Here is a 14,198-nt window from a genome sequence, read left to right as displayed (position 1 = left end):
CCTCATGATTATCGAGATCGAGAAGCTTCAATTGTATTACGGCGAGTTCCAAGCCCTGAAGAACGTGGACCTGTCGATCCCGGAACGCAGCGTCACGGCCTTCATCGGTCCTTCCGGCTGCGGGAAGTCGACGCTGCTGCGCACGCTGAACCGGATGAACGACTCGATTCCGGGCGTGCGGATCGAAGGGACCGTCTCGATTCAGGGACGCGATATTTACGCTTCGGACACGGAGGTCGAATTCCTGCGCAAGCGCGTCGGGATGGTGTTCCAGCAGCCGAACCCGTTCCCGAAGTCGATCTACGACAACGTGGCGTACGGGCCCCGGCTTCACGGAAGGACGAAGAAGGCGGAGCTCGACGAGCTGGTGGAGAAGAGCCTTCGGTCCGCGTCCTTGTGGGAAGAAGTGAAGGACGTGCTGAAGAAGTCGGCCTGGAGCCTGTCCGGCGGCCAGCAGCAGCGGCTGTGCATCGCCCGCGCGCTCGCCGTGGAGCCGGACATTCTGCTCATGGACGAATCGACGTCGGCGCTCGACCCGATCTCGACGACGAAGATCGAAGAGCTGACCCGCGAGCTGTGCAAGCAATACACGATCGTCATGGTCACCCACAATATGCATCAAGCGGCGCGCATCTCGGACCGCACGGTGTTTTTCCTGAACGGGGAAGTGGTGGAAGCGGCGGATACGCAGACGCTGTTCTCCTCGCCGGTCGATCAGCGGACGGAAGATTATATCTCGGGAAGATTCGGATGAAGGGGATGTGGGAGAATCGATGGTGACGCGCAGGGAATTCGATATCGGGCTGGAACAACTGCAGAACATGCTCGTCGAGATGGGGGGCCGCGTGGAGCGGGCTCTCGCGGATTCGATGAGCGCGCTGGAGAAGCTGGACGCGGAAGCGGCGCGAGCCGTCGTGAAGGAAGACCCGCTGATCAACCAGATCGAGGAGAAGATCTCCGATCTGGGAGCGAAGCTGATCGCCACGCAGCAGCCGGTCGCCAAGGACTTGCGCCGCATTCTCGTGGCGCTGAAGATCTCCTCCGACCTGGAGCGGATGGGCGATCTGTCGGTCGACATCGCGAAGGTCGTGCTGCGCCTCGAAGGGCAGACGCTGATGAAGCCGCTGCACGACCTGCCGCGCATGGCGCTTATCGTGCGCTCGATGATCGTCGAGTCGATCCAGTCGTACATCGACGAGAACGTCGACCTGGCGTACAAGATGGCCAAGGACGACGACCAGGTAGACGCGCTGTATTCGCAGATTCTGCGGGAGATGTTCTCGCTCATGGCGGAGAACCCGAAGACGGTCACCCAGGCGATGTACCTCAGCTTCGTCGGACGCTATATCGAGCGGATCGCCGACCACGCGACGAACATCGGCGAGAGCGTCGTGTTCCTCGTCGTCGGCAAGCGACCGGATTTGAACCAATAGCCGAGAGAATCGGAGGGCCGCGTTCCGCTTTGGGACGCGGCTTTTTTTACGAATGACCCTTTCGCTAACGAGCTTCTTGGGATATGGAGACAGGGATGTCTCGTTCATGGTTGCGATCGGAATCCCGTGCTTCCGGTTCATAGGCCCCTTTTTGCTCTAACGAACCAGGAGATGCTATTTCGCGTCATAAGCTCATTTTGAATCTCTAACGAACTCCAGCGACCTTATTTAGGGGAATTGAGGGGAAAAGGGGCTTCCGGAACGAAATAGCGGCGCAATAGCGCCTCCCCCAATCGTAACGGGAACCAGGTACCCCTATAGAAGCTCAACTCGACGCGATCTCCACCCCGATCAGCGACTCTGAGCCCGGATAACAAATAGGGTCGGGTGACGCGGAAGCCCGGCTGGGACGGCGGTGAACCGACACGCGGGAGCTGGCGCGGGAGCCATGGGAGCGCCGGGCAGAGCGAGGGAGCTCGAGGGAAGAAGTTTTTTTGACAAGGTGAATGGGCCGAAAGTAGGGGGGCGACGCGTAAGGGAGGGATCAGGTTGCGTACATAGGATAGCAGCGATGGAGCGAGCTGAACGGGAGCGCGCGCCCAGAGAGAGACCGGGCTGCGCTTAGGCTCGAGGGGGGAACGCAATGGCGTTATGTCGATTCCTGCGGATTTTACGTTCGATTTACAAAAGGGCGAATTTGTCATCACATCCCGGTGATACGGTATATGAACAATACTCGACTAGTACAAGAGCCCTATCCGGGAGGATGGCGGCTAGGCGGATGTTCGCGGTAAAGTCCATTGAATCGGGGGAGTTGCTTGTGCGCAAGGAACGCCACGGCCCATGGTTGAACGGAGATTGGATGGACGGAGAATGGCTGAAGCGGATCGCGGAGAGGCTGGCCAACGGCTCGGTGTGCCTGCTCGTCGCGAGCTGGAGCGGCGGCGCCGCTCCAGCGAACCGGGGAGACGGCGGAGAGGCGAACGACCTCGGAGGACAGGCCTTCGGCGGATCGATCGCGGGCCGATCCATTGCCGGCGGATCGCTCGACGGCGAAGGGAGCCGAGGCGGATTCGGCCGGACCGAAGCCTTGCGGATGCGGAGACTGTTCCGCAGCATCGCGCTGCGGTTCTCGGTCGATTCCGACTGCGAGGTCTATTGGAAGCAATCCGGAACCGAGCTCATCCTGCTCGCCTGCGCTCGGGACGTCCAGTGGAGAGGCAGCGAAGACGACTTGCTCGGCCGTCTCGCTTATCTGCTGCGCGATATGATCGCCGCGGCGATGGCGGGGAAAGCGGCGAAGCGGCTTGGCGGGCAAACGGCGATTCGCTGCGGGGCAGCCGAGGTGGAGCGGTTCGATCGGGAGAGGCCCAACCGGGAGGAGGCCGACAGCGAGGAGCGGAGAAGGGCGGACGGAAGCCGGACGGAGAACGCCCTTCTCGCCGCGTGGCAGACGGCCTGGCGGCGATCGCTGGCGCCGTCGTCCGAGCTTCGGTGCAGGCCGTCTCGCTCGATTCCGTCTGAAGGCAGCTTGGACTTCGAAGTGCGTTATTCGCCGATCGTCTCGCTGCTGGACGGCACCTTGTTCGGCTACGAGGCGGTTCCGTACCGCGTCTCTACCGGCGAGAGATGGCCGGCGGACGAGATGTTCGCCGAAGCCGAAGCGGGCGGACGGCTGTACGAATGCGACCGGCGGTTCCGCGAGACGGCGATCCGCGGCTTGCCGATACGCCGCGGGGAAGCGAAGCTGTTCCTTCCGGTGCCGGCCGGCATCATCTACGACGCGAGGCTGTATCCCGGGACGACGTTAAGGCGCATCGAAGCCGCGGGCTTAAGGCCGGAGCACGTCGTGCTTCGGTTCGCCCTAAGGCCCGAAGGGGAAGAGCTCGACGAACGGGCGCTCCGCGCCGCGTTGCGTCATTACCGCGTGCAGGGCTTCCGCATCTCCCTCTCCGGGCTCTCCGTCGACCGGAATTCGCTGCGGCGAATGCTGGAGCTGCACCCGGATTACGCCGAGATCGACGTGAGCTGGATGGAGCGGGACCTTGACGGCTCCGGCGGCTCTAGCGGCATCGGAGGCAGCGGCGGCTCCGGGCGGCCATCGGGCGAGGCTTCGCCGGCGGCGGGAACGTTGACCCGGCATCCGGGCCGAACGGTCGACGAGACGCTTCTCGGGGCGCTCGCCGCGCTGGCGCGCAAGGAGCAAGTCGTCCTTCTGGCGACCGGCATCGATCGGGAATCCCAGCTCGGGCCGCTCGTCTCCGGCGGGATCGGGTACGGCCGGGGAAGCTGGATCGGCCCGGAGGAAGCGAAGCCTTCCGCCACCGCGCCCTCCGTCCGGGAGAGAATCCGCTTCGAAGTGAACAAGCGCTACCGCAAGGAGGCCGGCTCGCTGTCGGAGCTGACGATGCCGGTGGAGACGTTCGGCCGGGATACGCCCGTGTCGGAGATCGCCCGGCACTTCGAGAGCCATCGGGAGGCGCACGGCTTCGTCATCGCGGAGGAAGGCCGCCCCGTCGGCCTGCTCATGAAGGAGAAGCTGCATCAGATGCTGTCCGGCCAATTCGGGCTGCCCCTCTATTGGAACCGCCCCGTCGGCAAAATCATGGATACCCAGCCGATGACCGTCGACGAGGCGACGCCGATCGATCTCGTCTCGCAGATGGCGATGTCCCGCGAGCCGGACAAGCTGTACGACGCCGTCGTCGTGACGAGGGACGGCGTCGTCCGGGGAATCGCCTCGATCCGGGCGCTGCTCGAGTGGGTGACGCACGCCCGCATGGCCGACGCCCAATGGGCCAACCCGCTGACCGGCCTGCCGGGCAACGAGCCGATCCGCCGGGAGCTGACGAGGCGAATCGGCGACGGCAAGCCGTTCGCGGTGCTCTACGCCGACGTCGACCACTTCAAATGGTTCAACGATCGGTTCGGCTTCCACCGCGGCGACGAGGTGATCCGCTTCACCGCGGAGACGCTGCTCGCCTGCGCCCGGGCGCAAGGCCAAGAAGACGGCTTCGTCGGGCATATCGGCGGGGACGACTTCATCGTCGTCTCGGCGTGCGACGGCTCGATCGAGCTGGCCAGCGCGATCCTCGAACAATTCGAGAAAGGCATCTCCGGCTATGTCGGCAAGGACGCGGGCCCCGTGCTCGACCGGGACGGCTTGCCCGCGGACGCGGACGGGCTCTCGCTGTCCTTGTCCCTTCTGCTCTGCGAGCAGACGGGAGGCTGGACGCCGGATCTGCTCGCGGAGAGGGCGGCTCTGCTGAAGAAGCGGGCGAAGAGGCAGCGGGGCAACGCGCTCGTCTGGGAATCCCTCTCCTGGTCGCCGGCCGGCGGAACGATGTCAACAATTACGGTTGGAACGGAGTCCACATCATGATGACATCCTGGTTGAATATAAACGGATGGGAACGGCTGAAGGAGCGCGTAACGGAGCTCGCGTCGGGCCGGGAAGCCGAGGCGGCTTCGATCGGCCTCGTCTGCATCGATCGGAGAGACGCCGAATCCGGCGCCTCTTCCGTCGCCGCGGACCCGGAAGGAGCGAATTCGAATGACGGCCGATGGAACGATTGGCTCGCGAAGGCCTTCCCCGGCGAGAGGCTGTGGTTCGTGGACGAGCTGGGGAGTCATCTCTGGATCGGCGTGGAGATCCCGGTCCGGGGAGGAGCGGGAACTGCGGCGGAAGCGCACCTGACGCGGGTGGCCGGAAGGCTGAGGCGCCTGCTGTCGGCGGAGGCGGGGACGGCGCCGATTGAGGCTTCCGGCGTCGCCGTTCGCGGAACCGGGGCCGCCGTTCTGCCCTTGAAGGCGGGAATCGATCTTAAGGATTCGCTGTACGAAGGCATGCTGGCCGCGGTCGGACGCATGCGGAGCCTGTCCGGGGACCGGGATTCGGCGGACCTGGAGCTGCGGGCGGAGATGGAGCGGCTGCTTAAGGAGCGAAGCATCCGCAGCGTGTACCAGCCGATCACGAGAATCGGCACGGGGGAAGTGTTCGGCTACGAGGCGTTGACCCGCTGCCCGCCCGGGAGCCGGTTCGACGGGCCGCTCGCGCTGTTCAACTTCGCCGAGCGGGAGGGCTACGCCTTCGCGCTGGACCGTCTGGCGCGGGAGAAGGCGATCGGAAGCAGCCCTTCGCTGAACGGGGTTCAGAAGATTTTCATCAACGTCACGCTGGGCATCATGAACGATCCCGGATTCGTCTCCGGGCAGACGGCGCAATGGCTGAGGCAGAGAGGGCTGCAGCCGGGTCAGGTCGTCCTGGAGCTGACGGAGCGGAGTTCGATCGACGACTTCGAAGAGGCGAAGAAGATTCTGCGGCATTATCGGAGCCAAGGGTACGAGATCGCCATCGACGACGCGGGGGCCGGCTATTCGTCGCTGCAATCGATCGTCGAGCTGAGCCCGGATTACATCAAGGTCGACAAGTCGCTCGTGCAGAACGCGGATCGGGACGAGATGAAGAAGCAGATGCTGCGGACGTTCGTCCGCTTCGCCAAGCGGATGAACATCCGGACGGTGGCGGAAGGAATCGAGAGGCCGGAGGAGCTGAGGCTGGCGCGGCGGGTCGGGATCGACTTCGGCCAAGGCTATCTGCTCGGACGGCCCGGCGAATACGCGGACGATCCGGTCCGCGACGGCTTGCCCAACGGGTGAGCCGTTTTTTTTGTCGGGCGGCGGGAGAGGGAGGGCAAGAGCGGAAATGGTAGGCGGGCGGGAGGGGAGGGGGGAGTGAGGAGTGGGGAGTCTGGCGAAAGGACCTCTGCGGCTGGGAACCGAACCCAAGCAACTCAACGGAAAGTAGCTCAGTGGCTGAGTTACATTCAAACGCAGATGGGAAATTGGCGGAAAGTACCTCAGTGACTGAGTCAAATTCGAGGAATAGCGGGGATATAGGCCCAAGTAACTCAGTAGCTGAGTCAAATTCGAACGCAAACGGGATTCTGGCGGAAAGCACCTCAGCGACTGAGTCAAATTCGAGGAAAAGCGGGGATATGAACCCAAGTAACTCAGTGGCTGAGACAAATTCGCTCGCGAACGGGAGGATGTCGCAAAGCGGCTCAGCGGCGGAGACACTTCAGCGCCTCCGCGCCGTGAGAACGCATCCATCCTCTCGTCGCCTGCGAGCGGCCCTTATGGTATGATAAACGTAGAATAGGCAAGCTGCGGATAAGGTGGTTGGATAATGGGAGACGACAAGCAGAAAGTGCTTCTGATCGACGGCAACAGCATCGTGTACCGCGCGTTCTACGCGATGCCGCCTCTGACGAACAGCAGCGGATTGCATACGAACGCGGTGTTCGGCTTCACGACGATGCTTCTGAAGGTGCTCGAGGAGGAGAAGCCGACGCACCTGCTCGTTGCCTTCGACGCGGGCAAGGCGACGTTCCGCCACGAGGGCTACGAAGATTACAAGGGAGGCCGCGAGAAGACGCCTCCGGAACTGTCCGAGCAGTTCCCCCTGCTCAAGGAGCTGCTGGCCTCGTTCTCGATCCAGCAGTTCGAGCTGGGCGGCTACGAAGCCGACGACATCATCGGCACGCTGACGCGCCTCGCCGATGAGCAGGGGCAGACGGCCGTCGTCGTCTCCGGCGACAAGGACATGCTGCAGCTCGCCTCCGACCGGGTGACCGTGCTGCTGACGCGCAAGGGCGTGAGCGAGGTCGAGCGCTACACGCCGGAGGAGATCGCCTCCCGCTATGGCCTGACGCCGCAGCAGATCATCGATCTGAAGGGGCTGATGGGCGACTCCTCCGACAACATTCCCGGCGTGCCGGGAGTCGGGGAGAAGACGGCGCTGAAGCTGCTGGCGGAGTATGGCACCGTCGAGAACGTGCTGGAGCACATGGGAGAGATCAAGGGCAAGCTGGGCGAAAATATTCGAAGCCATCATGAAGACGCCCGGATGAGCAAGCGGCTGGCGACGATCTTCCGGGAGGTTCCGCTGCAGCAGACGTGGGACGAGCTGCGTTGGACCGGGTACGACCCGGCGGAGCTGGCGGCGGCGTTCCGCAAGCTCGAATTCAAGTCGCTCATCGAGCGGTTGGACTTGTCGGGAGCGACCCAGGCCGGAGGAGGCGCAGAGGGCGAGGCAGCCCATCAAGCCTCCTACGAGACGGTGTGGGTAGCCGGTCCGGCCGAGTGGGAAGCGCTGAACGGAGCGCTGAAGCGGGCGGAGGCGCTCGTCGTGGAGTCGCACGGCGAGAACCCGCACCAGAGCGAGGGCATCGGGCTCGCGATCGCGGCCGGGGAACGCGTCTACGTCGTTCCCTATGCTTCGCTTTTCTCGAACGAAGCCGCCGCTCTGCGCGATTGGCTGGCCGACGCCGACGCCGCGATAACGGGCTACGACCTGCACAAGGCGGAGCTCGTGCTGGCCCGCTCGGGAATCGAGCTGCGCGGCCAATCGTTCGACGTGCAACTGGCGGCCTACCTGCTCGATCCGACCGAGGCCGACCCGTCGCTCGCCGGACTCCTCCAGCGCATGGGATTGCCTTCGATCCCGTTCGACGAAGCGGTCTTCGGCAAAGGCGCGAAGTTCCGCGTCCCGGACGACGAAGCGCTGGCCGCCCATCTGGCCGCCAAGGCGGACGCGGTCCGTCGGCTCGCCCGGCCGCTCGCCGAAGAGCTGGACAAGGCCGGCATGCGCACGCTCTATTACGAGCTGGAGCAGCCGCTCGCCGTCATTCTGGCCGGCATGGAGAAGCAGGGCATCTCGGTGAGAGCCGAGGCGCTCGAGGAGCTGGGCAAGGAGTTCCAGAGCGGCATCGAGAGAATCATGAGCGAGATCTACCGGCTGGCGGGCTTCGAGTTCAACATCGGCTCCCCGAAGCAGCTCGGCGAAGTGCTGTTCGACAAGCTGGGCCTGCCCGTCATCAAGAAGACGAAGACCGGCTATTCGACGGACGCGGAAGTGCTCGAGAAGCTGGAACCCTACCACGAGATCGTGCGGCTCATCCTGCATTACCGGACGCTGACGAAGCTCCAGTCGACTTATATCGAAGGGCTGCTCAAGGAGATCAGGCCTGAAGACGGGAAGATCCACACGTACTACCGCCAGACGATCGCGGCGACGGGGCGGCTCAGCAGCCAGTTCCCGAACCTGCAGAACATCCCGATCCGCCTGGAGGAAGGGCGCCAGATCCGCAAGGCGTTCGTGCCGTCCGAGCCGGGCTGGCACATCGTGGCGGCGGACTATTCGCAGATCGAGCTGCGCGTTCTCGCCCATATCTCCGGGGACGAGGGGCTGAAGGAAGCGTTCCGCAACGAGATGGACGTCCATACGAAGACGGCCATGGACGTGTTCGGAGTTCCGGCCGACCAAGTCGATTCGAACATGCGCCGCCAAGCGAAGGCGGTCAACTTCGGCATCGTCTACGGGATCAGCGATTACGGCCTGTCGCAGAACCTGAACATCACGCGGAAGGAAGCGGCCGCGTTCATCGAGCAGTACTTCAACGCCTTCCCGGGCGTGCGCAAATATATGGACGACATCGTCGCCCAAGCCAAGCAGGACGGTTACGTGAAGACGCTGCTCGAGAGGCGCCGTTACCTGCCGGACATTCGCGCTTCGAACTTCAATCTCCGATCGTTCGCCGAGAGAACGGCCATGAACACGCCGATCCAGGGGACGGCGGCGGATATTATCAAGCTGGCGATGGTCCGGATGGACGAGGAGCTGCGCGAACGCGGCCTGAAGAGCCGGATGCTCCTGCAGGTGCACGACGAACTCGTCTTCGAGGTTCCGCCGGAGGAACTCGAGACGATGAAGAAGCTCGTTCCGGAGACGATGGCCAGGGCGTTCCCGCTCGACGTTCCGCTCAAGGCGGACGTCAACTTCGGGGTCAACTGGTACGAAGCCAAATAAAGTCAAACGGCCTGAACCGGGTGGTTCAGGCCTTTGCTATCCTATATAATGAGAGACAAGCATAGAATAAGGGGGAGGATGGACGATGCCGGAGCTTCCGGAGGTCGAGACGGTGCGCCGCACCTTGAACAGCTTAATAACCGGCAAAACGGTCCGGAGCGTGACGGTCCGTCTGCCCCGCATCCTGCAGAAGCCGGACGATCCCGCCGCGTTCGCCGCCATGCTCGAAGGCCGAACGTTCCTGGGCGCGGAACGGCGCGGCAAGTTCCTGAGGCTCGTTCTGGACGGCCTCGTGCTCGTGTCCCATCTTCGCATGGAAGGCCGTTACGGCTTGTACCGCGACGAGGAGCCCGTCGAGACGCATACACACGTGATTTTCCATTTTACGGATGGTACCGCCTTACGATATAAAGATGTCCGCCAATTCGGGACGATGCACCTGTTCGCGCCCGGGGAGGAGTTCCTCTCGCCGCCGCTGAAGAAGCTCGGCCTCGAGCCGTTGGACGACGCGTTCACGCCGGACGCGTTCCGCAAGGCGCTCGGCAAGCGGACGACGAAGATCAAGCCGCTGCTGCTGAACCAGGAGGTCATCGTCGGCCTCGGCAACATCTACGTCGACGAAGCGCTTCACCTGGCCGGCATTCACCCGGAGCGGACCGCGGATACGCTGAGCGGCCCGGAGAAGAGCCGCCTGTACGAGGCGATTCGCGCCACGCTCCAGTCGGCGGTGGAAGCCGGAGGCTCCTCGGTCAAGTCGTACGTCAACGGCCAAGGCGAGATGGGCATGTTCCAGCATCAGCTGCGCGCGTACGGCCGTACGGGAGAGCCCTGCGACCGATGCGCGTCTCCGATCGTCAAATTCACGGTGGGAGGACGCGGAACGCACGTCTGTCTCCGCTGCCAGAAGCCTCCGAAGGGAGCGTCTCAAGCGGCGACTGCGAACGCGGCATCGGCCGCGGCTGCATCGGCCGGCCCTCGCCGGAAGCGCGCGAACGCGGTGAAGCTTCGCCTCGACGGCGAAGGAGCCGGGGGCGGCGAACGCCCGGCCAACTAATTCGGAGGGGGCATTCGCCCTCCGCCCTGCATAGGATGATGTCGAAGGCGATCCCGGGCTAAGCCGGGACCGACCATGCTTCGCCATGCAGGAGGATCGGCATGCACCCTTACAGCTTGATGTCTTTGGCACTGCTCTCCATGGCGGTCAGTCTGGACGGATTCGGAGTCGGCATCACCTACGGCCTGCGCAAGATCCGGATTCCCCTTCCGTCCGTCGCCATCATCTCCGTCTGCTCCGGCCTGATTATCCTCGCTTCGATGATGGTCGGGGTCGCGTTGTCCGGTTGGCTGTCTCCTCGAGGAGCCTCCTCCGTCGGAGCCGTGATCTTGATCGGCATCGGACTATGGGCGTTGGTCCAGTTCTTCCGGAATCGCGAGAAGGAAGAGGGCGCGGCATCGGAGAATCCGGGTCCCCGCGCTCCGGACCGAGAGGAGACGACCGCCGAGAGGCTTCCCGTGTGGACGCTGGAGCTTAGAAGGTTAGGCATTATCATTCAAATTCTTCGCAAGCCGTCGGTCGCCGACGTCGACCGTTCGGGAGTCATTACGGCAGGGGAAGCGCTGCTGCTCGGGACGGCCCTCTCGCTCGACGCGTTCGGGGCGGGGATCGGAGCGGCCTTGGTCGGGTTCCCTCCGCTGCTCACCGCGGCTCTGATCGCCGCCGCCAGCGGCTCGTTCCTGTGGCTCGGCATGCGGGTCGGGTTCGTCGTGGCGGGCCTCCGCTGGGTGAGGAGATTGACCGTTCTTCCGGGCATTATCCTGATCGTAATGGGAATCATGAAGCTGTTATAGATAAAGAAGAGGTGCGTAATGAATATTGGATTAACCGGCGGAATCGCCACCGGCAAAAGCACCGTCAGCCAGATGCTGGAGAGGCGGGGCGCGGCGCTCGTGGACGCGGACCGGATTGCCCGGGAGGTCGTGGAGCCCGGGCAGGCTCCTCTCCGGCAGATCGCGGAGCGGTTCGGACAAGCCGTGCTGAACGAGGACGGCACGCTGAACCGGCGCAAGCTGGGCCAGATCGTGTTCTCGGACGAGGCGGAGAGGAAGGCGCTGGAGGCGATTACCCACCCCGCGATCCGGGCCCTGATGAGGGAGAGAATGGAGCGGCTCGAGGCGGAGAGGCCGGACCGGCTCGTCGTGGTCGACGTGCCTCTGCTTTTCGAGTCGAAGCTTCAATCTCTTTTTGAACAAGTCCTGGTCGTCTACGTGCCCCGTTCCGTTCAGCTAACCCGGCTTATGGAGAGGGACGGCCTCGCGGAAGAGGAAGCGCGGAAGCGGCTGGACGCCCAGATGGACATCGAGGACAAGAAGCGGCTCGCCGATTACGTCATCGACAACAGCGCCGGCCTCGCGGAGACGGAAGAGCAGCTCGAGCGGTTCTGGCGGGACAAGGTTCGGCCATGAAGAAGGGCAAGAAGTTCAAACGTAGACGAAGGCTGCTGCTCCTGCTTCTCGCGATCGTGATCGGAATTCTGTTCATCCGCTCGGAATGGCTTGGCAGAACGATCTATCCGATATACTATAAGGAAGAAATCATCCGCAACGCCAATCTGTATCAGCTGGATCCGCTGCTCGTCGCCTCCATTATCCGCGTCGAATCGAACTTCAAGCCGGAAGCGGTGTCGCCCAAGGGAGCGCTCGGCATTATGCAGCTCATGCCCGACACGGCCGAATGGATTCTGAAGAAGGAGAACTTCGGCTCCGTCACGGTGGAGGACGTCGGCCGCAAGCCGGACGTCGGCATCCGCCTCGGCACCTGGTACATACAGGAGCTGCTTCGCCAGTTCGACGGCAATCTGGTCGTGTCGCTCGCGGCGTACAATGCCGGACCCGGCAACGTGAGGCAGTGGCTGAAGAACAAGACGTGGAGCGGCGAAGAGAGCACGATCGGGGATATCCCGTTCGGAGAGACTCGGCATTACGTCCAGCGGGTTCTGTATTATTACGGGAAGTACAAGCAGGTGCATAAGAACTTATAACTTCTGCGGACTCCGGTTGCGCGCGCAAACAAGAGAAAGCCTTGAAGCCTTGCGGCCTCAAAGCTTTCCGTTATCGTTACTGACCATTACCTGAATTGACCTGCAAGTTGCTGTTCGGCGATCTGAACCAGACGCTTCGTGATTTGACCCCCGATATGACCCGTGTCGCGGGTAACCATGTTGCCATAGTAGCCGTCTTGCGGAAGGGTAATACCGAGTTCTTGCGCCACTTCATACTTGAGTTGGTCCAGCGCACCGTATGCTTGAGGGACGACCAGCTCGTTGCTGCTGCGGGATCCTGCACCCATTGTTGTTCACCTCCTTGCGGTTGGTACAAGTATTATGTGCAATGCTTCAAGCTTCATGTAAGCCAAGGTATGGGAAAATACGGATAGAGAAAAGCGATTCGGAGAGGAGGACGAGATACGCGTGAGATGCCCATTCTGCGATTACAACGGCACGAAGGTGCTCGACTCGAGGCCGGCCAACGATAACAAGTCGATCCGCCGCCGCCGGGAATGCGAGCAATGCAGCCGCCGCTTCACGACCTTCGAGATGGTCGAAGAGACGCCGCTCATCGTCATCAAGAAGGACGGAGGGCGCGAGGAATTCAGCCGGGACAAGGTTCTGCGCGGTCTTCTTCGCTCCTGCGAGAAAAGGCCCGTGTCGATCGAGCAGCTCGAAGTGATCGTCTCCAACGTGGAGCGGGAGCTTCGCAACACGGCGAACCCGGAGATCGAGAGCCGCGTCATCGGCGAGCTTCTGATGGAGCAGCTGTACGCCGTCGACGAGGTCGCGTACGTTCGCTTCGCGTCGGTGTACCGGCAGTTCAAGGACATCAACATGTTCTTGAAGGAGCTGAATTCGCTCATCAACAAGCACGGCATTTAAGGCTCTGCGGCAGAAAATTAGCCAAATGAGCTTGCGGGCGATTTTGTTGAATTTGGATGCGCAAAAGCGTTGACAAGTGGTCGCCCGCCGTGATAAACTCATTCTTGTCGTCACGAGGACGGCAAGAGATACGGGGCCATAGCTCAGCTGGGAGAGCGCATCGCTGGCAGCGATGAGGTCAGGGGTTCGATCCCCCTTGGCTCCACCAAACGCATAAATGGAACGCGCCAATAAGGGCGCGTTTTTTTGCGTTTGGTAGAGCGTTACAAGGGGGCGAACCCCAGGATTCGTTCCGCGCGGACGAAGTGATGAAAAACTTCATTGAATTAGCATCAACGGAGGAGCACGGCATCGATATCTACCGCTGCGCTCTACTTCGGCGAATCACTTCGACAGCAAAGTTAATCGGGGTATCGTTATGCCCCGTTCTGGCTCCACCAAAACAACAACCAACACCACGTCTACGGACGTGGTTTTTTGTTGTTTTGGTGGAGTTTCCCAAGGGGTCGAACCCGGGGGCGTTCCGCGCGCAGGGAGCCGGAGGCGGACGAGCACGGCATCGATATCAACCGCTGCGCTCTACTTCGGCGAATCGGCTTCGACAGCAAAGTTAATCAGAATATCGTTATGCCCCGTTCTGGCTCCACCAAACGCATAAATGGAACGCGCCGATAAGGGCGCGTTTTTTTGCGTTTGGTGGAGCGTTACAAGGGGGCGAACCCCAGGGGGTCGTTCCGCGCGGACGCAGTGATGAAATACTTCTTCGATGCATCTTCAACGGAGGAGCACGGCATCGATATCAACCGCTGCGCTCTACTTCGGCGAATCACTTCGACAGCAAAGTTAATCAGGATATCGTTATGCCCCGTTCTGGCTCCACCAATTTTTTTAATCCTGCAGCCTGTTGGGGCTGTTTTTTGCTTACTGTTGCAGTTTGTACGATTTATCGTTACTACTTAGGTCTAT

Annotated in this window: 11 protein-coding genes and 1 tRNA gene; 11 read left to right on the top strand and 1 reads right to left on the bottom strand. The window is 62.2% G+C overall.

What is annotated here, in order from left to right:
- Positions 1–4: 4 nt before the first annotated feature.
- From pstB to H7B90_RS07330, 9 genes are all read left to right on the top strand, one after another.
- Positions 5–754, top strand: coding sequence for a phosphate ABC transporter ATP-binding protein PstB (pstB, locus tag H7B90_RS07370; RefSeq protein WP_185135211.1), 750 nt, complete (start codon positions 5–7; stop codon positions 752–754).
- Positions 755–773: 19 nt separating this feature from the next.
- Positions 774–1,433, top strand: a complete 660-nt coding sequence (phoU, locus tag H7B90_RS07365; protein WP_185135248.1) for a phosphate signaling complex protein PhoU — start codon at positions 774–776, stop codon at positions 1,431–1,433.
- 820 nt (positions 1,434–2,253) lie between these two features.
- Positions 2,254–4,815: an EAL domain-containing protein gene (locus H7B90_RS07360; RefSeq protein WP_185135210.1), complete on the top strand. Its 2,562-nt coding sequence runs from the start codon at positions 2,254–2,256 to the stop codon at positions 4,813–4,815.
- The gene (locus tag H7B90_RS07355; RefSeq protein WP_185135209.1) at positions 4,812–6,092 is read left to right on the top strand and encodes an EAL domain-containing protein; all 1,281 of its coding nucleotides are present in this window, start codon (positions 4,812–4,814) and stop codon (positions 6,090–6,092) included. Before H7B90_RS07360 ends, H7B90_RS07355 begins: the two co-directional genes overlap by 4 nt.
- A gap of 529 nt (positions 6,093–6,621) precedes the next feature.
- Complete coding sequence (gene polA, locus H7B90_RS07350) at positions 6,622–9,303, top strand: DNA polymerase I (RefSeq protein ID WP_185135208.1); 2,682 nt, start codon at positions 6,622–6,624, stop codon at positions 9,301–9,303.
- 85 nt (positions 9,304–9,388) lie between these two features.
- The gene (mutM, locus tag H7B90_RS07345; RefSeq protein ID WP_185135207.1) at positions 9,389–10,357 is read left to right on the top strand and encodes a DNA-formamidopyrimidine glycosylase; all 969 of its coding nucleotides are present in this window, start codon (positions 9,389–9,391) and stop codon (positions 10,355–10,357) included.
- 101 nt (positions 10,358–10,458) lie between these two features.
- Entirely contained in the window at positions 10,459–11,151 is a 693-nt protein-coding gene (gene ytaF, locus H7B90_RS07340; protein WP_185135206.1) for a sporulation membrane protein YtaF, read from the top strand.
- A gap of 18 nt (positions 11,152–11,169) precedes the next feature.
- Complete coding sequence (coaE, locus tag H7B90_RS07335; RefSeq protein ID WP_185135205.1) at positions 11,170–11,766, top strand: dephospho-CoA kinase; 597 nt, start codon at positions 11,170–11,172, stop codon at positions 11,764–11,766.
- Positions 11,763–12,341, top strand: a complete 579-nt coding sequence (locus tag H7B90_RS07330) for a lytic transglycosylase domain-containing protein (RefSeq protein ID WP_185135204.1) — start codon at positions 11,763–11,765, stop codon at positions 12,339–12,341. The genes coaE and H7B90_RS07330 overlap by 4 nt, the downstream gene beginning before the upstream one ends.
- Positions 12,342–12,427: 86 nt before the next feature.
- Here H7B90_RS07330 and H7B90_RS07325 read toward each other — a convergent pair whose 3' ends face one another.
- Positions 12,428–12,649 (bottom strand): alpha/beta-type small acid-soluble spore protein, encoded by a 222-nt coding sequence (locus H7B90_RS07325; RefSeq protein WP_185135203.1) that lies wholly within the window; start codon positions 12,647–12,649, stop codon positions 12,428–12,430.
- 121 nt (positions 12,650–12,770) lie between these two features.
- Here H7B90_RS07325 and nrdR point away from each other — a divergent pair, with 121 nt between their 5' ends.
- Both nrdR and H7B90_RS07315 read left to right on the top strand, forming a co-directional pair.
- Positions 12,771–13,232, top strand: a complete 462-nt coding sequence (nrdR, locus tag H7B90_RS07320) for a transcriptional regulator NrdR (protein WP_185135202.1) — start codon at positions 12,771–12,773, stop codon at positions 13,230–13,232.
- Positions 13,233–13,364: 132 nt separating this feature from the next.
- Positions 13,365–13,440: transfer RNA gene (locus tag H7B90_RS07315), tRNA-Ala, on the top strand.
- The last annotated feature ends 758 nt before the right edge of the window (positions 13,441–14,198 follow it).

Origin of the sequence: Cohnella xylanilytica (assembly GCF_014212175.1) — a bacterium.
Classification (GTDB): Bacteria; Bacillota; Bacilli; order Paenibacillales; family Paenibacillaceae; genus Cohnella; species Cohnella xylanilytica.
The sequence above is the reverse complement of the archived record's forward strand: the minus strand, read 5'-3'. Positions and strand labels throughout refer to the sequence as shown.

Bases quoted from the DNA above. Each gene is read 5' to 3' on its own strand.
- pstB (WP_185135211.1), top strand. From the start codon at position 5: ATGATTATCGAGATCGAGAAGCTTCAATTGTATTACGGCGAGTTCCAA.
- phoU (WP_185135248.1), top strand. From the start codon at position 774: ATGGTGACGCGCAGGGAATTCGATATCGGGCTGGAACAACTGCAGAAC.
- H7B90_RS07355 (WP_185135209.1), top strand. From the start codon at position 4,812: ATGATGACATCCTGGTTGAATATAAACGGATGGGAACGGCTGAAGGAG.
- polA (WP_185135208.1), top strand. From the start codon at position 6,622: ATGGGAGACGACAAGCAGAAAGTGCTTCTGATCGACGGCAACAGCATC.
- mutM (WP_185135207.1), top strand. From the start codon at position 9,389: ATGCCGGAGCTTCCGGAGGTCGAGACGGTGCGCCGCACCTTGAACAGC.
- ytaF (WP_185135206.1), top strand. From the start codon at position 10,459: ATGCACCCTTACAGCTTGATGTCTTTGGCACTGCTCTCCATGGCGGTC.
- coaE (WP_185135205.1), top strand. From the start codon at position 11,170: ATGAATATTGGATTAACCGGCGGAATCGCCACCGGCAAAAGCACCGTC.
- H7B90_RS07330 (WP_185135204.1), top strand. From the start codon at position 11,763: ATGAAGAAGGGCAAGAAGTTCAAACGTAGACGAAGGCTGCTGCTCCTG.
- H7B90_RS07325 (WP_185135203.1), bottom strand. From the start codon at position 12,649: ATGGGTGCAGGATCCCGCAGCAGCAACGAGCTGGTCGTCCCTCAAGCA.